Here is a 19,322-nt window from a genome sequence, read left to right on the forward strand (position 1 = left end):
TGGTTTACAGTGATTTTATTTAGATACGTTGAATCTGTAGTTCTTGCAAACCAAGAAACATCAGAATAATAAATATTATTATCTAATTGAACTTATTAAGGAAATATGTTCAAAGCTATGGCTGCAAACGTTTTTTACTGTTGAGCAGTTACTATTTTTGGAAGTTGTTTTACATCATAGTTAATGGTAGTATTTTCTAGCGACTCGACAATAATAAAGGGTTTAAATTGAGATTGTGTGGGGGGTCAGACCCCTCATAAATTAGTAAGGGAGGACAAAATTAAAAGTTGCACAATAGGCAAGTACGTATCGAAATACATTCAGTAAATTTAACTTAAAAATCTACTAACTTCGTAGATGACATTAACGACAAAAAATAGTATATATACGAATGACGTTGTTAAAGATCAAGAATAAATAAATTTTTTCCACTACTCAAAAAAATATGAAAACTTGCCGGAAATTGCTTAATTAACCAGTAGTAAGAAATACAGGCGTTTTAACAGAGAAAATTGATTGAATTAAAAGTCTATAAAGTTTCAGAGGATAAAACTGCATCTACCAAGAGCTACGCCTAGACTTTTGTCCTACCAGTCAAATGAGAAGACAAAAGATAAATTTTTTCCTTTCAGTTACTAACAAGCAAAAGCTACAGTTTCCTCAATTCATCGGATGGAATCTGGATAATTAGCAATGAGCAGCCAACAAACTTGCTTAAAAACTTGATTGTTTTTAATCAAAGGTTAGTTCATGAAAATAATCATCAGGTCAAATGCAGTCGAAACCTCAAGCCAAGGGGACAGTTCAGCAATGAATCTATATAATTTGTATCCCTACTACAAGCTAGCTCTTGCCCAAACTAGTTTACTAGGGGAGTTATCAGCCAAAATCACTAAAACTCTGCTTAATAGCGCCAAGGTAAAGCTCAAACAGCAGAAAAGTTTCAGTCTGTATCTTTACCGCTCAAAGCTGCGGGAGCTAATAAGAGCTTGGGAAAGTTATGTACGCATCTGTTGATAGAGGGATTTTTAGCCCTCGTCAACGTCCAACACCACCAAATTGCTGATAATTTCCCGAAAGCGATTGAACAACTGCAAAAAAGTTAGTGCAGTTTATAAACCTCAATTGAAACGCTAAAAATCGCAGAAACTGAACTAGTTTACTTTATCCAAAATAATTAAACACTATGATGAATCAAGACATTGCTGGTATTAGTAGTAACTTAGATACAACAGTAAAGGCTCAACAATTTGATAAAGTAGTTGAAGCGATTATTGCTGGAAAGTACTCCTGGGCATGTGTTTTAATGCTACGTTTTGCTGGTTATAATCCTCTCCATTACATTCCGTACCGTACCTACAACCGATTGCTGAAAGAAAACTCTCAAACCAACAGAACAAAACAGCAGCAAAGTGAAAATCTAAAAATGCTGAAACATGCTAATGATTCAAGACCTGCTTATCTTGAAGTAGTTGGAAAGCAAAAAACAGAAATCCGTGGCGTTAGTTTAGACCAGAAATTGGGATAAACAATTAACAAACATTAATCAAGGAAATCGCCATTAACTCAAGATATGTCCTTGAAAGGCTATCGAGCCAATTAAAAAATAATTTGGAATCAAGAAATTCTGCCCTAGAGTTGATTGAGTATCTGAAAACCTGCCATGCTAATTTAAAATTGATTGCATGGTAGGTTTTCTATCGCAGTGATTAATTTAATTAATATTTTTTTGCAAAAATCTGCCAAAATGGCAAATATATACTGACGACATTGGTAAACTAATAAGAACGGCAATTTCAACCACAATAGAGGTGATTGGCAGCAAGCAAGTTAATTTAAAAACATAAAATCAATGATTAGTTCTGACTATGAAATAAATCAAACTGATTACAAAAGTAGTCAGCATTTCATGGAGTAAATAACTCCTATCCCAAGATAAATGATGTAACCGTTGCTAATGGTGGTTCTTTTTCTGAGGAAGTCTGAGCAAAAAGAATTTGGGGAGGTGGATTCCCCCAATCCAAATTTTATACAGCTTTCATTGACTGCAGACGATGTGAGTAATGCTTAGAAAACTTTCTATCTTGTGATTGGTGTTGCTTTATTTAATAAAGCAAACGCTTAACACCAATAACAGGGACGGAAACAGGAAAGTTATGGTGAAACCGTTGTCTTGGCTGGTGGAACTAGTAGGTCATACGCTTCTCTTTCAACCATTGTAATCCTAGTCCTCCCAACCTGGATTATCTCTGCTTTCTAAATTTTCAATTTATACAGTAAATACTGGAAGTTCAAAACTTGAAGAGCTTCCAGTATTTTTATGTATAAATAAAAACAGAGTGGACAATTCGACCACCCTATTTTTTGTAGAGAATGGTTAATCCAACAATGAATTAAACCTTGGCTAATTCTGGGGTAGGACGCTTGCTGTTGCGAATTGATGTAATGGCCTCAGCATAATCTTTAGCATTAAATACAGCTGAACCGGCGACAACTGCATTAGCTCCTGCTTCTAAAACTTGCCAAGTATTATTTGCCTTCAGCCCTCCATCCACTTCAATCCAAGGGTCAAGACCGCGTTCATCACACATTTGACGCAGCTTGCGGATTTTGGGTAATACACCAGGGATAAAGCTTTGACCACCAAAACCAGGGTTGACGCTCATAATCAGTACTAAATCGCACAAATCTAGAACGTATTCAATTAACTCTAGAGGACTACCAGGATTAAGTACAACTCCAGCTTTCTTACCAAGCTCTTTAATTTGCCCCAAGGTACGGTGCAGATGTGGAGAAGCATTATGTTCGCAGTGTACGGAGATAATATCAGCACCCGCTTTAGCAAATCCTTCTACATACTTTTCTGGCTCCACAATCATCAAGTGGACATCCAGTGGCTTGGTTGTAACCGGACGAATCGCCTCCACAATCAGAGGGCCTATCGTAATATTAGGTACAAAACGACCGTCCATTACATCAACATGAATCCAATCTGCTCCGGCCGCGTCTACGGCGCGAATTTCATCACCCAGACGGCTAAAATCGGCTGATAGGATAGATGGAGAAATTACAATGGGCTTTTGAGATAGGTTTTGGGTCATGGCTAGTGGGTTTTTAAGCGTCCTCGTCTGTAAGCATTGTAACAAAACATTGAGCAAGACTCATAACTTTGATCCCGGCCTTTTTTGGAAGATAGGGAATAGGGTACAGGTTACAGGGTACAGATTCCCTATCACCTGCTACCTGTAACCTCTCCCCTAATTTCATCACTAATGACCAATGACTAATGACAAATAACAAATGACTAAAAAACTAACCTGGATAATTTGGGGATTAAGTGCTTCTTGTCTGAGTGCGCCAGTAATTGCTTCGGCTTTAGAATCTGCTTTGGGAACTAACGGTATTGATGCTTTGAAGCTACACCAAGCTCCTTATAATTTAATCGGTCGTAAAATTGCTATTGGTCAAGTGGAAATTGGTCGGCCGGGAATGTTTGGGTGGGATAAGGCAGTGTCTAAAAATCGCGCCATATCTTTAGCGGGAGTATTCTTACGCAATGGGCCAGCTAAGTCTAATAGCGGTGTTGACCCTCACGCCTACAATGTTGCTGGTGTAATGGTAAGTAAAGACAAAGCTTTGCCGGGAATTGCTCCGGGAGCGAGATTGTATTCGTCTGCGGTGGGTTCCACTAAAAGCATGGGTCAGCCAGAAGAATGTTTATCAGCCCAGCACATAGCGCTACAAAATAGTGGCGATGTCCGTGCCATTAATTTTAGCTTTGGTGAACCTCTCAGTCGCGATCCTAGACCAGAAGCTATTTTAGACGGCAATGCTTTACTAACTTTATGTGTTGACTGGTCTAGCCGTGTTCATGATGTTTTGTATGCGATCGCAGGCAACCAGGGTAAAGGCGGTATTCCTATTCCTACAGATAATTTTAACGGAATGAACGTGGCTTTTTCATCCCGCCGAGGGGGAATTTTTAACAAGGTAGATGTGGCTAATCTGGCGGGTGCTAACCAAGGAGTGAGTGGAAGGCTAGCTGGAAGGGAATTTGATATTGGTGGCCGCCGCGCTATCAGTTTAGTTGCTCCTGGGAATAATATTCCTTTACTCAATCCAGATGGCAAATTGAACAAGGTTACAGGTACTAGTTTTGCAGCGCCTCAAGTTACGGCTACCGTTGCTCTATTACAAGAATTTGCTGACCGACAGATACGCACAAAACAACCCCACTGGAGCATTGATGCTCGGCATCATCAAGTAATGAAAGCTGTATTGCTGAATTCAGCAGACAAAATCCAAGATAGTGGCGATGGCTTACGGTTGGGAATGAGCCGGACGCTAATTGATAAACAAAATCAAAACTGGCTAGATTCTGATGCTTATAAAGATCCAAAAATTCCCTTGGATGCTCAAATGGGAGCGGGTCATTTAAATACATTTCGCGCTTATCAGCAATTGAGTCCTGGTCAATGGCAGCCATCAACTACGGTGCCAGCTATTGGTTGGGATTATCACAAAGTGGATGTTGGAGCATCTGTTGACTATGTATTAGCAAAACCATTAAAGCAGGGAAGTTTTGTTGCTGTCACCCTAACTTGGGATCGATTGGTAGAACTCAACGATAGAAATACCAACCAACAATATGATGTGGGCGAAAATTTTCGCGATCGCGGTTTGAATAATCTCGACTTATACTTAGTAAAAGCTGATGCTCAAAATTCAGATGCTGGTGCTGTTTGCTCTTCAATCAGCCAAATCGATAGTGTAGAACATATTTTCTGCCCCATTCCTACTACTGGCAATTACAAAATCCGCATCCAGTTTCGTCAAAAGCTTAATGAAGCGACTCAACCCTATAGTTTAGCTTGGTGGAGTGTACCTATCAATTAAAAATAGGTCAGCATAATTTTCATTTATTCGAACAACACTCTCCAATCGGGGCGCATAGGCGTGCGTCCCTATGAAAATTCTGTATTTTATGCAACTAAAAATGTTATTCTATCTCAGGAGTTGCAAAACAATAGCCGAAAAAAAATTTTTCTGTTAGGGGTATTTGATGAATTACCCCTAACTCCTGTAGTTTGGCGTAAATCCTATATCTATAAAAACCCAATAGAAGTGGTTATTTTATGTTAGGTAGTCTACAATACTGTTATTGATAAATAGAAAAGTTCCTCAAAATTGAGATTTTTCATAATTCGTCTGCATAGCCGCCTCAAGTAAGAATTAGCAGCTTTAATGAGTTGTGTTTTATTCCTCTGAGCTATTAACTTGCTGTTACAAAAACTGTAACAGTCTTATTTTCTATTGGATCAAATGCAATAGTAAATCATTGACACAGTGTCTGCGTCAACCATAAGCACAGATCGGGAATCTTTGGCAAGTGAGGTAGCAGAATGAATCGGCAAAAGTTTAGTGATGCAAAAGAAAATTTTCTGCAAAGACGTTATGGTGTGAGTCTGGGCAGACGTTATGCTTTGGCAGCTGCAAGTGTTGTTCTATTCAGTGTATTAGGTTGTTCTCAAGTCGAGAGTAACAAAAGTGCCCTCGCCCAATCTAGTTTACCTCAGCCAGAAACTCCATTGCAAAAAAAAACAGTCAACACTGATACAAGAATAGTTGAGTCTAGCAATAAGTTTGGCTTCAAACTATTTTCAGAAGTTCTGAAAGATGATAAAGGTGAGAATAATATTTTTATCTCACCTTCGAGTGTCGCTCTTGCTCTAGCCATGACCTACAACGGCGCTAGTGGCTCAACTCAACAAGCTATGGCAAAAACCCTGGAATTACAGGGAATGAATCTACCAGAAATCAACTCTTCTTATGCGGCGGTATTAAAGCAGCTTTTAGAAAATCCAGATGCGAAAGTCCAACTGAGTATTGCTAACTCGCTTTGGGCAAATCAAGATGTTAGCTTTGCACCAGACTTTCTCAAGAGAACTCAGGATTTCTATGAAGCTAAAATCAGCAATTTAAACTTTAAAGATGCCGCCGCATCTAATATTATAAATAACTGGGTAAAAGAAAATACTAAGGGTAAAATCACTAAAATAGTTGAAAGTATTGAACCAGATCAAGTGTTGTTTCTGATTAATGCCATATATTTTAAAGGTAATTGGAGTAACGAATTTGACAAAAGTCAAACTGCTCAATACCCTTTTTACATTACATCTGGTAAACGAAAGCAACACCCAATGATGTCACAAGAAGGTGACTATAGGTACTATGAAAGCGAACAATTTCAGGCGGTTAGTTTACCTTACGGTAAAGATGGGAAAATCAGTTTTTATATCTTTCTACCCAAACAGAACTCTAATCTCAAAGCCTTTTATCAGAACTTGAATGTTGAAAACTGGGAAAAATGGATGACTCAGTTCAACAAACAAAAAGGGTTTATTCGTCTACCTCGCTTCAAAACAGATTATGAAGTTACACTCAATGATGCCTTGAAAAGTTTAGGCATGGAAGAGGCTTTCAGTAACAAAGCCAATTTTTCTGGCATGGGTAAAAATTTTGCCATTAGCCAAGTTAAGCATAAAACTTTTGTCGAAGTGAACGAAGAAGGTACTGAAGCGGCTGCGGCTACTTCAGTGGGAATAGTCGCAACATCTTTGAGAGATGAACCAGAACCATTCCGAATGATTGTTGACCGTCCCTTCTTCTGTGCGATTAGGGATAATCAGACGGGAAACGTTTTGTTTATGGGTTCCATTATTGAACCACAATGAGGAGGCAGGAAACCTCCTGCCTCCTTAAGGTAATGTCGCTTCAGAAATACTCAAAGTGTTGTTAGCGTTTGCTTTCGAGGACTCGTTTGCTGCAACGGGTGCAGTTACTTCCCCTGTGCCGCTATCGTTTGTCTCGCGACCAAGACGCAAGGCACTTAAAGCGGTTTTAATGACAACAGCAGTGGGTACTGCCACAATTACACCCAAAAGTCCGCCAATTCTTGCCCCTGTTAAAACTGAAATTAAAATCCAAACTGGATTTAAACCCGTAAAACTGCCTAAAATTCGGGGGGCAATTAAGTTTTCAAGAATTTGCTGTACGATTACTGCTGCTATCAAAACCCTCACACCCATTGAGAAATCTTGCAGTGCTACCAATAGTGTAGTCAGAGCAATGCCCACAGAACCACCAAAGGGGACGAGAGCCATTAGACCAATAGTTAGCCCAAATAGCAGTCCAAATGGTACTTTCAGCCACAAAAAGGTAGGAATGAGGGCTGAAGCCATGCAAGTAGATAAAATTAGCTGGGTGATGAAGAAATTTTGAAAGCTTAGGCGGACTGTTTGGGAGAAAGGAGCGCGAAATTTAGAGGGTAGCCATTCTACTAAACTTTCCCAGAGTTCACTCCCATGCTGTAAAAGGTAGAAAGTCAAAACCATCGTCAAGAGGATATCTAGCAGACTAGTGACTGTAACTACCGCCAGATTTAAAACTTGGCCAGCGATCGCTTGTAATTGTCCCTTGACGCGATCGTTGATTTGTACTACCAGAGCATCGAGGTTAATCGGTAAGCCAAAAGTCTCCGCTTTTTCGTTTAATATCATTAGCTGAGAGCGTCCAGAGTCGATCAACTCTGGCAACCGAGCCACCAGTTGTTGAGCTTGGGTAAGGGCTAACGGAACAAGCGTCACACCCAACGCCAATAAAATCGATAAAGCCAAGAGAAATACTAGGATAGCAACTTGCTCTCGTTTAGCACCATGATGTTCCATCCAACTCACGGGGTAGTTGAGCAGAAATGCTAAAACAGAGGCTCCCACTAAAATGACTATGAGAGAATGGAAATAATTAAAAAATACCGAAAGTGCCCAACCATTTAGAACTAGCAGTGGAACGAATAACGCGATCGCCCCGATTCGCGCTATTGGTGTGAATGTTTGCCACCAGTCGAGTAGCTTGCGTGTCTGCATTTTGAGCTAATTGCGGGATAGAACTAAGTTAAATCTTTCTTTACAGCTTATTATCTCTAACTATATGAGTCTTATTCATCCTTCTAGTTTAGGAGTTATACTAACCCCAATGAAGAATTTTGAATCAAAAGAGAACAGGGAGTGGAGAGCAGGGGAGCAGGGGAGCAGGGGAGCAGGGGAGCAGGTGGAGAATAATAATGCCCAATGCCCCATGACGGCAGTTGCTCCACTAGGGGAAACCCCAAGACCGCACGGTCTCCCCAATGCCCCATGCCCAATCCCCAAAACCCAGTTGTTTTTATATTTGATTCCGATTATCGGCTTTTTTCCATCTTTGTGGACTCTCTATCGGGGGCAGGCCAGCCGGGAACAACTTGCTGTTAGCCGTCTGTCTATCACTTTGGCACTTACTTGGCTGTTGGGATATTTATTATTAAGTACCGGAGCCACAACTTCAGATTTTTTTTCGCTACGTCTATTTATCCTGAATAGTTTTCTCACGTCGGGTTATTTTATAGTGAGTGTCTGGTTGATTTTGCGCTTAATGCAGGGCAAATCTGGACGTTTACCAGGCTTTAGTACTTTAGCAGAACGATTGTTTAGTAAGTACTTATCTTAATTTTTTAGGATGAGAATTATTCAGTAGTTTTACCTATTTCCTAAAAAATTATGGTTGATTTCTCTATATATCTAGTCAAATCCAGTTTATTATTGCCATACTTCAGTAAAACATCTCTAGGTTGACCCAAAAGCAGAAAAAATGCTGCTATAAGTGTTGTGGTTGACACTACATTAAAAAAGTTAGCACTGATAATTAAGAGTTAGCTATTATGGGTTGATTTGTTTGGATATTTTTAGTCTGCAAATTTACCAAATTTGATTATTGAGTAAGTGTGAGGAAGTCTGTGACCATTCAAAGAAGTTCGGCGGAAGAAAATCAGTCGGGAAAAGCCTCAAAGTCCAATAAAAAAATTTCTCAGAACTCGAAATCTGGACGTTGGCTGTGGTTTTGGGTAGGGATGAGTGGGATTGCAATGGTGTCAGCAACAGCAGGGGCTCTTTTGGCGGTGTCTTTAACCAGTACACCTTTGCAACAAGCCCAGCTAAGTCCACAGGAAGAAGCGGCCTTTGATGGCGATCGCATTTCTGGGGGTGTGATGCGATTTTCACAATTAACTCGCCCAGTTAATCTCTTAGTTATGGGTATGAGTGTACTCCCTCCAGATGTCCAAAATCCCCCTGAAGACACCAAAAACCTCAAATACCTGCCCCAGGTAAACTCCTTTGATGGTCTTTCTGATGTGATGCTCTTGGTCAAATTTGATCCAGAGACGAAAAAAATAATTATGCTCTCCATTCCCAGAGATACCCGCACAGAAATAGAGGGGTATGGAGTGAAAAAAATTAATGCTGCTAATGTTGATGGTGGGCCAGCTTTAACTGCCAGAACCGTCAGTAATCTCTTAGGTGGGGCGGGAATTGATCGCTATGTGCGAATTAACGTTCTGGGAGTTGCCAAGCTGATTGATGCTTTAGGAGGCGTAACAGTCTACGTCCCCAAAGATATGAAGTACCAAGATGATTCTCAGCATTTGTACATCAATTTGAAGGCGGGTAAGCAGCATCTCAACGGCGAACAAACACTGCAATTGCTGCGGTTTCGCCATGACGAACTTGGTGATATTGGTCGAATTCAACGCCAGCAAATGGTCATGCGGGCTTTGATGGATCAAACACTCAACCCAGCTACTGTTGCTCAATTACCTAAAGTTTTGGATGTAGTTAAAGACCACATCGATACTAATTTGACGGTTGAAGAGTTAGTGGCGCTAATGGGTTTTGGCGTGCGGACAAATCGCTCTAATATGCAAATGTTAATGCTGCCAGGTCGCTTTAGCGAAAAAAATGAGTTTGATGCTAGCTATTGGTTGCCCAGTAAAAATGGTATTGCTAAACTGATGGCTCAACATTTTGGCTTGGAATCAGAACAAGAACAGCAGATGGCTGATCCACGCTCTTTGCGTGTAGCAATTCAAGATAGTACAGGTGGCGATCGCTCTAATCTCCAACCATTAATTAGAGCCTTGGAAAAATCTGGATATCGCAACATTTATATAGCTAAGGCATGGGGTGAACCTCTAGAGGTAACTCATATTGTCGCCCAGCAAGGAGATGGTGACAGCGCCGAATCAATTCGTGAAACTTTGGGATTTGGCGAAGTGCGTGTGGAAAGTACTGGCAACCTTGGCTCGGATGTCAGTATTCAAGTAGGTCAAGATTGGTTGCAACAAAAATCTATTTTGGAGAAGTCGCTGAGTAAATAATTCGTAATTCGTAATTCGTAATTAATTACACTGGCACAAATGCTGCTGAGAGAGAATTTACTGTTTGGCTGAGTTCTTGGAGTTTAGCTGCTACTGCACCATTGGTTAATAATTCCTCTGCTTTAGCTAAACCCTCTGGCATATCTGAACAAATACCACTCCGCCATAAGTAAAATCCACCATTCCACAAGGCTGTTTGCATTAGTTCACCTGGTTTACCTGCTAAAATATCCTGAATATCCGCCACCAATTCTTCAGTAGTTCCAAGGGGTACGTTCTTGGTAGTAAAGCCGTAATCACGCGGTACGAGGTGCAATCGTTCTACCTCTTGGGATGCTATGGATGGAGATAAGCTGATAATTGCAGTGCGATCGCGCGGTAAGTCGCAACTACCTTCCAGTCCTTTTACTAATGTAAATTTCGTTACGCCCCGCAGCCCTAGAGCTATCTTAAACATCCCTTCTGTCGGCGGATGCACAAATCCAGCAATGACATGAGCATCACCAGCATAAGGACACCAAATTAGCTCCATTGTCGCCAAGGGCGGACGTTTGCCAAGTTGATCGCGGTATTCCCAAATACTTGTAATTAAGGGAAAATGCTGTGGTAAATAAATAAAGCCGATTCCCGTTTGCTCAAAAACTTGCTGGGTTTCTGCCAGTGGTAGGTTAGTCCAATCGACTCCTAAACCTTGCCAAATATCTATTAGGGGTAAGCCGTACTTTGTTGGCAGGCGATCGCCTCCGTGCATTATGACTGGTTGTCCAACTGCGGCGAGGATTAAAGCTGTTACCGGACTAATTGGTGCTGTACGGGTTCTGCCATCATAAGGGATGCCAAGAGTGATCGCAGTTCGGCCAGAGTCGAATGGTTGCAGCTTTGGCCCCAATTCATCATAAGCATCCAACATTCCTGCTAACTCTTCCCCTGTAGGACGTTTGATTCGATGAGCAATCAAAAACGCTCCAATTTGGGCTGGTGTCGCTTCACCCAGCAGCATCATTTTAGTAGCGCTGGCTGCTTCAGCGCGAGTTAAATTTTCCCCTGTGTGGTTTCCGCTACCTACTTTTTTCAGTAATTCCCTAAATACATTGCTCATTTGTCCTTTGTCCTTTGTCTACTGTCATTTGTCCATTGTCCTTTCTGAAAATGACTAATGACCAATGACTAATAACTAATGACTAATAAATAATGACACTCAAGAAGCCGATCGCTGCTGGTCAATTTGTAATGGGATATTTTCCCGCACGAGTTGCCAAAAGTACTTAATGGGGGGAATTTGTAGTCGGTCTTGAGTTGTCACCATAACTACCCGCCGAGTCAAACTTGAACCATCTGTTAAAGCACTAATATTATTGTTCTCTAAGGAACGAACCGCTAAAGTAGGGTCAAGACGTGCTTCCAGTAATGCTGATTGAGGTAGCAAAGCGATTAATTCTCCTTGGCGCACCACTCCTCGAAAGGCATCTAGGGTATTTACCTCTAAAGCCGCCTGGAGTGTAGCTTCCATTCGCTCAAATCTATCTTGTATTAAGCGCTGCATCCCATAACCATCTTTAAAAACCACTTGGGGATAAAGAATTAGCTCCGACCAAGGGACACATTCATATTGTGCCAGGGGATGATTAGCTGCGGTGAGAACTTCTATCGGTTCATCATAAAGTACTTCTACCACCATTTCCCTAGCAGTGGTTAAAAAGCGATTATTCATCACAATTGCTAAATCTACCAATCCATCTTTGAGGACTTTCAGGGCGCGATCGCTTCCTAATGAAGTCACCCGCAATTGCACATCTGGATAAGCATGACAAAATTTTTGCAACACTGGTGGTAAGTAAGATCCACATAATGAGTGAATCACGGCAATGCAAAGTTCTGGTTGCTTTCCGGCGATTAAATCAGCTAATTCTTGTGTAGCTGTCTCCCATTCTTGGCAAATTTTACGGACACGGGGTAGTAAACATTCACCTCCTAGCGTTAATTTGGCGTGAGTAGTTCTATGAAAAAGTTCTACACCCAAATCTGCTTCTAATGCCTGGATTTGGCGACTAATCGTCGATTGGGTAACACCAGATGTTCGCGCTGCTTGTTGAAAGCTGCCGGTTTGTGCGATCGCTAGAAAGGCTTGCAACTGCTCTAGGCGCATTTTTATGTAGCCTGAATTACATTTATCTGTTTCATTAAGTTAACGGCTTTTTAACCAAAATTTAGTATAGTTTGTTACAGTAATTTTTCTCTGCTTTACATTTGGGTAAATCAGCTTTTACTGCCTTTTTCGTCAATTATCCGCTTTCCACGGATTTTTTTGATAAATATCGCCAAAAAAGAACTGACTATTTCTATTCTGTCTGCTAAAGCGCAGTGTTATACCATTTCACGAAAAATTTGATGGAGATGTAAACCCTGAAAGCCTTGCTGCATCTAAGTTTTTTGATTGCGAATTGCGTTAGCCCATTGCGAATTGTGAATTGGTATTAGGCTGCTGGCGTTGCGGTAGAATCTGCGTCATAGTCCTTCAGTTGCCCATCTTCCATATAAATGATGCGATCGGCAATATCGAGGATGCGGTTGTCGTGGGTAACTAGCAAAATCGTGCAGCCTTGTTCTTTGGCTAGCTTCTGCATTATTTCTACAACATCGCGCCCAGATTTTTTGTCGAGTGCAGCAGTAGGTTCATCTGCTAAGACAATCTTAGGGTGGCTAACTAAAGCACGAGCGATTGCTACCCGTTGCTTTTGCCCTCCAGATAGTTTCTCTGGGTAGTAATCGACACGATCTGCTAAACCGACAGTTTCCAAAATGGCGATCGCTTTGGCGTTGATATCCTGATTGAGAAAATCATTATGCAACTCTAAAGACATTCGGACATTTTCTCTAGCTGTCAAAAAAGTCATCAGGTTATGAGCCTGGAAAATATAACCAATTTTGCGGCGCAGCTTAGTTAACTGATGCTTTTTGGCATCACAAATTTCCTCTCCTAAGATTTTGAGACTACCTTCTTGGGCAGAACGTAATCCACCCATTAAGGTTAACAAGGTAGTTTTCCCCGATCCAGAGGGGCCAGTCATAATGACAATTTCCCCTGCATTAATCTCCAAATTAATATCAAATAATACTTGTTTACGAAGCCCACCTTCACCAAAATAGTGGTTGAGGTTACTAACAGAAATTACAGATTCTAAAGTAGAAAGTGTTGAGTTGGAATTTTCTGGTAAAGATTTTTGTAACATAGGATTTTATAAAGCATTGGGTAGAAAAAATAATTCTTGTAGAGACGCGATTCATTGCGTCTTCTTCTATAGAGACATAATTCATCGTGCCTTATTCTATAGAGACATAATTCATCGCGTCTAAAAAACATCAGCAGGATCAGCAGATCGTAACTTCCGTATTGCGATCGCACCAGAAACACTACACATAATCACGGTCAAAATCCAAACCTGGATCGCCCGTTCCATTTTCATGAAAATAGGAAGCATTGTCGCTGCATAAGTGACTTGATACAACCCAAAAGAAAGAATGAATCCAGGCAGAAAACCTAATATAGCCAATAACAATGCTTCTTGAATTAGAACTCCCAAAAGATAGTTATCGGTGTATCCCATTGCTTTGAGGGTGGCGTATTCTGGCAAGTGATCAGAAACATCAGAGTAAAGGATTTGATAGACAATCACGATGCCAACGATAAACCCGACTGCTGTACCCAAACCGAAAATAAAACCAATGCCAGTACCGGCTTCCCAGTAAGTTCTCTCCACCTTGGCAAACTCTTCTGGAGTTAGGACTCTGACATCTTTAGGTAGTCCATTGACAAGTTGCGATCGCACTTTTTCTGGATCTGCATTTGGTTTAAGCGTGATTAACCCAACTTCGATGCGATCGGGTTTACGTTCTGGAAATAACTGGAGAAAAGTCGAATCACTGGTGATCACATTACCATCGGCAGCAAAAGAAGCACCATCAGTAAACAAGCCTTTAACAAAGACGGCTTTACTATTCAGTTCCGTGTCAAATTTGCCTGTTTTCTTCCAAATATCAGCAACTGCACCGTATTCTGGGCGACCTGCCTGGTCAAAGATAACTTGATACAACTGTTTAAGTTGATCCTGATTTTGTTTGATTTCAGGTGATTTGAATGGTGATTGTGTTGGATCAACACCCCAAACCAAAATGGCACGCTCAAGACGTGTTTCAGGATTTCGCCACTGTCCAGTGCTGATGTAGACAGAATTAACTGACTGAACACCTTCATAACCTAATGTTTGATATAGTCGCTCTCTGGAGAAATTTTTTACAGAAAATAAAGTTTGAAATTGGGGATTAATTAAAACTAAATCTGCTTGTAAATTGCGATGAGGTTTCACCGCAGCATCAAAAAGCGCACTTTCAAATCCTAACTGGATAAACATAAGTATATCGGCAAAGGCAATACCTGCGACTGCAATAGCCAGACGGTTTTTTTCTTTCATTAACTGCCGCCATGCTAGCGGCGTTTTGCGAAATAGTTTAGAAAACATATTCAAAAAAACCTTAATAATCCAATGTTTCAGCTTGCTGCTTAAGCTGGCGCTCTCGCATGAAAAGAAATAAGGGAAGACCTAAAGACACACCAACCAAAAGGTTACAAGCAATATAAACCCAGAGATTTTGCATTTTTAGACGTGTCCCTTCCCAAAATACAAATGTCCACAAGACTAGCGATGAAACAATAACATCCATGCCAAAAAACCCAGAAATTTTGTTCGCAAAAAGTTGTTCAAAAAACAGCCTTATATCAAGACCATGCTCTAAGATGAATGGAACAAATTGGGAGTAAGGTAGAACGAAGCCAAGTACACAAAGCAAAAGGTATATGACTTTAATCATGATTTAATTCACCCTCTAAAAAATGCTGAAATACACGAGATAGCGAATAACAACTCTATATTTCAATTGCTGTCTGTACCTGTAAATTAGTGAAACCTGCAACTCGCTTGCTGTTTTCAGGACTGAGGCGAATTTTCACCTCAACTACTCGGCTATCAAGGTTTTCCCCTGGCTGGTTGCTGAAAACGTTTTGTCTATTTACCTGCAAGCCAATTTGGGCAACGGTTCCTCGCAGTTCACCGACAAACGCCTGACTGCTAATCACTGCCTGTTGTCCTAGTTTCACTTTACCGATGTCGGTTTGATAAACTTCTGCCACTGCCATCATCTGGTTTGTTTGCGCTAAGTCTGCAATGCCAGAAGTACTAATTTTTTCTCCGACTCGCGTATGAATTTTGATGATCTGTCCCGCCATTGGTGCTTTGATGTAAGCACCCGCCAATTCAGTTTGGGCATGTTTGAGTGTAGCGATCGCATTTTCAACTTCTGTCTTAGCTGCGGCTACATCTACAGGGCGAACTTCTGCAATACTGGTAAGCGTGGCTTTGGCTTCACTAACTTGCTTGCTACCAGTGGCATTAGTGCGGGCGAGTGCTGCTTTAGCTTCAGATAATTGTTTGCTAGCAGTAGTATTAATCCGGTTGAGAACTGCTTTGGCTTCGTCTACTTGTTGTTTAGCAGTTTCTACAGTCAAGCCTTTGCTGTCATACAAAGAATTAGAAACTGCACCTTGAGAATATAGCTGCTGATAACGTTGATATTCAGCTTCGGCATTTTTCAGTTCTGCCTCTAGCTTCTTAATTGTTGCCTCTTGCGCGATTCTGTCGCCTTCCCACTGTGCCTCTATGCGGAATATCGCTTCCTGCTGCGCTGTTTTGTCTCCTTGGGATTGAGCCTGAAGTCGTTCAACACTGGCTTGCTGGGCGTTAATTTCTCCTACTTTTGCTCCAGCTTGCACTTGAGCGAGTTTAGCTTGAGCAACTCTAACTTGTTGTTGGGCTTGTAATACAGCAGTTTGTAAACGATCGCGGGCATCTAAAATTGCTACCAACTGTCCGGCTTGAACGCGATCGCCTTCTTTGACTAAAATTTTGGCAATGCGATCGCCATCCAATGCCAAGGGCGCAAACAAGCTAATTACCTCAGCTTCGGGTTCGAGTCGTCCTAATGCAGCCACTTTTTGAATTTTGGGCATGGTTTCTACTGGCTCAGATTTCTCTGTTTGACCAACTAACCCAGACCGAGAAATTCCATAAACAACAATTCCACCTGTAATCAAAGTAGCTACAATTACTAATGCAATTAACCCTTTATTATTAGAAGATTTTTTTGACAAAACCATCTCTTTTACTCTCCTAAAAAATCTAACTCTCAAAATCTGTTTTATTTCTAACTCCTAACTCTTGCGGCAAATATGCCGTGAGCATTTTGCCTAACAATGTACATTGTTCAATAAAATCAATTGTTTCATCACCCCATAACTTCTCCAAAATTAAACCGTTGACAAAGCTCAAGACAAAGGAAGCCAATACCGGATCTTGAATACCTAAAAAATCGCAGGCTGCCTGCTGATAACGCTGGTTAGTCCGCTTAAAAACACTATTACTCAACATTTCTTTAGAGTCTTGATGTTGACAAAAATCAATCCAAATATAAGTCCATTTAATGAAGTAATCTTCGTTTTTCACTAGATACCTGCCTAGTGCTTCCATTGCCGCTTGTAAGGTTTGCGCTCCTTCTAATTCAGCCAACGCTGCACTTAAATCTTGCTCACATATTTCTTGGGCCAATTGCTCAAATAAAGCTTGTTTGCTAGGAAAATAGTGGTACAACGTACCAGTAGAAACCCTTAATCCTTCAGCGATTTGGCGCATAGTAATGGAACCATAGCCTTTTTGGGCAAATAAATCAAAGCACTTGTCAAGCAGTTCTTTACGGTATTGCTCATGGTCAACAATCTTAGGCATGACTCATTTTTTTATATCGAACGCTCGTTATATTTTATAATACTATACTTTTGCAGTTTAGCTACAGAGGTTCTCGCTTGAGTGAAATACAAAATATCGGAAGATTGAGGGAAATTACCACTCAGCTAAAGCGATCGCTATTCCTTGTTGCAAATCTGGTGTGAGTGCAGCATTATTGGCTAACTGCTGCAATTTTTGATGTGCAACTTCCCCATCCAAATTTTTGAGTGCTGCGATCGCGTGTAGTCTCACTGATACATTAGAATCAGCTAACAGTGAAATCAATGGTTCAATTGCTTGTATTTCGCCTAACTGTCCTAAAGATAAAGCGATCGCACTTTTGATGTTGACAATCTCTGTGGCTGGGTGCTGCGATTGCAGTATTTGCAATAATATTTCTGCGGCTTGTGTAGTTTGCGACTTTTGGACTCGCCCCAAAACGGTGACAATTTCTTGCCAAAGTGTCTCTGAAGTGATTTGATTAAATGCTGTTTGCAAATATTCCAAACTAGATGGTGTCCCCACCCAACTTAAAGCGCGGATGGTTTCTAATTGCAGCTTTGTTGGTGTTTGAGGTGAAATCAACAAATCAAATAAATGTTTTGCAGCGTCATTACAACCCATCCGAGAAAGGGAAACTGCGGCTGCACAACAAACATCAAGGTTAAAGTCGTAAAGCTTGGGTTGCAGTCTTGTGACCAAATCTAATGCTTCGCGCAAATCGGGGCGAAAACCTAAACCAAGCACTGCTGCACGCCTAACTGTAGCAGCAATATCATTTAAAGCGTTTAACAAAATTGGTGGTATACGTTCGTCGTGAAAACTGCTGAGGGCTTCAATTGCAGCAGTGCGGATTGTGGCTTGTGAATCTTGTACTACACTCAATAGCGGTGCAATGGTTTCTGTTTGGGGAATACAGGAAAGCGATCGCACTGCTAAAAGTCGTGTATCTTCCTCTAATAGAAGTTCAGTTAGTGAAGTAATAGCAACATTACCCATTTGCCCTAGTGCTGTAGCTGCGATCGCTTTGAGTTCTTCATCCTCATCAGTTTTCAACAATTCAACTAAGGGTGCGATCGCTTCTGGGTGCTGAAATTCGCCCAAGGTTCGCGCTGCATACCAGCGTAATTCTTCCTCTGCATCTTCATCTTTTAAGATGTCAATGAGTGGTGGGATAGCAATATTTCCCAAGTGAGTCAAAACTTTGGTGATTTCCCAGCGTTGTTGAAAATCTCCCATCTCTAACATTGAAATTGCTAATGTCAGCAGATATTCTCGATTTTTAACTACCTCTGGATGTTGTGAGTCTGACCCTAAAATTAATTGTTGTAAATATTGAATCAGTGATGACCAATCAGCTGCATTATATGCTGTCTGGGCTTGCACCAAAAGCTGGTTGATATTACTCACGATACTCTGAATTGTATTGTTTAAGTGGGCTTGACTACAACTGAATTACCTTCAATTTTGGCGGCGTAAGTTTTAAGCGCTTCTGTCGCTGGGCCTTTTAGCACCTTACCATCAACCCCATATTCTGAACCATGACAGGGACAAGCGAATTTTTTTGCCTCAGCTTTCCATGCGACGGTACAACCTGCGTGAGTACAGGTAGGGTTGACAGCTGTTAGATTTGCGCCTTTAGATGTGCCGACTACCAACACAGGCCCAGCAGATGAGTTTTTAGCCAGTAATTGACCAGTTTTATCTAATTCTGCGGAAGTTCCTACTGTTTGCCAATCCCCAGTTGCAGAAGGTGTTTGAGAAGAACAAGCTGCGATCGCTACAGGTAGAGAACTCGCTATCAAACCCAAACCTACCCAATTAATAAAATCACGACGTTTCATAGTTGCTGAAATAATATCTAAGTTTTCGCTAACATCTGCCACCTCGATTTTGAATTAGTCTATGGCAATCCAAAATCCCTTCAGTCATCTCAAACCCTCTTCATCAAGCGGTTTGTGTAGCTCATTGGCTGACTGTGATGCAAAAAATGCATATTACGTATCCTTTTTCAGCAATTTTACTAAAAAATCGTAACAATTTATACGATTTTAACAGAAATCTCGCATTAAGTTATGAGTATCGAAATTGTTACATGAACATTATCTAAACCTGCTTGACAAATTTTACAGATGCAAATGGAGACAAGTTTTTCTTGACTAACCACGGATTTGAAGTTTCACGTTGAAATGCTTTTAAGTAACAATAATCAGCCGTAATCAAATATTAAGTCTTTATTC

17 protein-coding genes are annotated in these 19,322 nt (G+C 40.9%); 6 read left to right on the top strand and 11 right to left on the bottom strand.

Annotation, left to right across the window (positions count from 1 at the left end):
- Nucleotides 1-810 precede the first annotated feature (810 nt).
- Together IQ274_RS14405 and IQ274_RS14410 are read left to right on the top strand one after the other, a co-directional pair.
- Nucleotides 811-1,017, top strand: a complete 207-nt coding sequence (locus tag IQ274_RS14405) for a hypothetical protein (RefSeq protein ID WP_163926878.1) — start codon at nt 811-813, stop codon at nt 1,015-1,017.
- 172 nt (nt 1,018-1,189) lie between these two features.
- Entirely contained in the window at nt 1,190-1,528 is a 339-nt protein-coding gene (locus tag IQ274_RS14410; RefSeq protein ID WP_163926927.1) for a HetP family heterocyst commitment protein, read from the top strand.
- An 865-nt stretch (nt 1,529-2,393) separates the two neighbouring features.
- On the opposite strand, the gene rpe is transcribed toward IQ274_RS14410, so the two are convergent.
- Nucleotides 2,394-3,101 carry a ribulose-phosphate 3-epimerase gene (gene rpe, locus IQ274_RS14415; protein ID WP_114081048.1) on the bottom strand — a complete coding sequence of 236 codons (708 nt, stop codon included), beginning with the start codon at nt 3,099-3,101 and terminating at the stop codon, nt 2,394-2,396.
- A gap of 199 nt (nt 3,102-3,300) precedes the next feature.
- Between rpe and IQ274_RS14420 the strand changes: the two genes are divergently transcribed.
- Both IQ274_RS14420 and IQ274_RS14425 read left to right on the top strand, forming a co-directional pair.
- Nucleotides 3,301-4,896, top strand: a complete 1,596-nt coding sequence (locus tag IQ274_RS14420; RefSeq protein ID WP_194142654.1) for a S8 family serine peptidase — start codon at nt 3,301-3,303, stop codon at nt 4,894-4,896.
- 506 nt (nt 4,897-5,402) lie between these two features.
- A complete protein-coding gene (locus tag IQ274_RS14425; protein WP_194142655.1) occupies nt 5,403-6,734 on the top strand; it encodes a serpin family protein in 1,332 nt (443 codons plus the stop codon).
- Between the two features lie 24 nt (nt 6,735-6,758).
- Here IQ274_RS14425 and IQ274_RS14430 read toward each other — a convergent pair whose 3' ends face one another.
- Entirely contained in the window at nt 6,759-7,925 is a 1,167-nt protein-coding gene (locus tag IQ274_RS14430) for an AI-2E family transporter (RefSeq protein ID WP_194142656.1), read from the bottom strand.
- Nucleotides 7,926-8,136: 211 nt separating this feature from the next.
- Here IQ274_RS14430 and IQ274_RS14435 point away from each other — a divergent pair, with 211 nt between their 5' ends.
- Both IQ274_RS14435 and IQ274_RS14440 read left to right on the top strand, forming a co-directional pair.
- Nucleotides 8,137-8,544 (top strand): hypothetical protein, encoded by a 408-nt coding sequence (locus IQ274_RS14435; protein ID WP_175586470.1) that lies wholly within the window; start codon nt 8,137-8,139, stop codon nt 8,542-8,544.
- 286 nt (nt 8,545-8,830) lie between these two features.
- Nucleotides 8,831-10,249, top strand: a complete 1,419-nt coding sequence (locus tag IQ274_RS14440) for an LCP family protein (protein ID WP_163926874.1) — start codon at nt 8,831-8,833, stop codon at nt 10,247-10,249.
- A gap of 25 nt (nt 10,250-10,274) precedes the next feature.
- On the opposite strand, the gene IQ274_RS14445 is transcribed toward IQ274_RS14440, so the two are convergent.
- The 9 genes from IQ274_RS14445 to IQ274_RS14485 form a co-directional block, all read right to left on the bottom strand.
- Nucleotides 10,275-11,348, bottom strand: a complete 1,074-nt coding sequence (locus IQ274_RS14445; RefSeq protein ID WP_194142657.1) for an anthranilate phosphoribosyltransferase family protein — start codon at nt 11,346-11,348, stop codon at nt 10,275-10,277.
- Between the two features lie 99 nt (nt 11,349-11,447).
- Nucleotides 11,448-12,395 (bottom strand): LysR family transcriptional regulator, encoded by a 948-nt coding sequence (locus IQ274_RS14450; RefSeq protein ID WP_163926872.1) that lies wholly within the window; start codon nt 12,393-12,395, stop codon nt 11,448-11,450.
- Nucleotides 12,396-12,723: 328 nt separating this feature from the next.
- Nucleotides 12,724-13,479, bottom strand: coding sequence for a DevA family ABC transporter ATP-binding protein (locus IQ274_RS14455; RefSeq protein ID WP_194142658.1), 756 nt, complete (start codon nt 13,477-13,479; stop codon nt 12,724-12,726).
- Between the two features lie 120 nt (nt 13,480-13,599).
- A complete protein-coding gene (devC, locus tag IQ274_RS14460; RefSeq protein ID WP_194142659.1) occupies nt 13,600-14,766 on the bottom strand; it encodes an ABC transporter permease DevC in 1,167 nt (388 codons plus the stop codon).
- Between the two features lie 13 nt (nt 14,767-14,779).
- Nucleotides 14,780-15,115 carry a DUF2834 domain-containing protein gene (locus IQ274_RS14465; protein ID WP_194142660.1) on the bottom strand — a complete coding sequence of 112 codons (336 nt, stop codon included), beginning with the start codon at nt 15,113-15,115 and terminating at the stop codon, nt 14,780-14,782.
- Nucleotides 15,116-15,170: 55 nt separating this feature from the next.
- Nucleotides 15,171-16,457 carry an ABC exporter membrane fusion protein gene (locus IQ274_RS14470; RefSeq protein WP_163926868.1) on the bottom strand — a complete coding sequence of 429 codons (1,287 nt, stop codon included), beginning with the start codon at nt 16,455-16,457 and terminating at the stop codon, nt 15,171-15,173.
- A 22-nt stretch (nt 16,458-16,479) separates the two neighbouring features.
- Entirely contained in the window at nt 16,480-17,082 is a 603-nt protein-coding gene (locus IQ274_RS14475) for a TetR/AcrR family transcriptional regulator (protein ID WP_163926867.1), read from the bottom strand.
- A gap of 114 nt (nt 17,083-17,196) precedes the next feature.
- Nucleotides 17,197-18,495, bottom strand: a complete 1,299-nt coding sequence (locus IQ274_RS14480; protein WP_194142701.1) for a HEAT repeat domain-containing protein — start codon at nt 18,493-18,495, stop codon at nt 17,197-17,199.
- A gap of 17 nt (nt 18,496-18,512) precedes the next feature.
- Nucleotides 18,513-18,926, bottom strand: coding sequence for a ubiquinol-cytochrome c reductase iron-sulfur subunit (locus IQ274_RS14485; protein WP_194142702.1), 414 nt, complete (start codon nt 18,924-18,926; stop codon nt 18,513-18,515).
- Between the last annotated feature and the right edge of the window lie 396 nt (nt 18,927-19,322).

This window comes from Nostoc sp. LEGE 12447 (genome assembly GCF_015206985.1).
In the GTDB taxonomy this organism is placed as follows: Bacteria; Cyanobacteriota; Cyanobacteriia; order Cyanobacteriales; family Nostocaceae; genus Nostoc.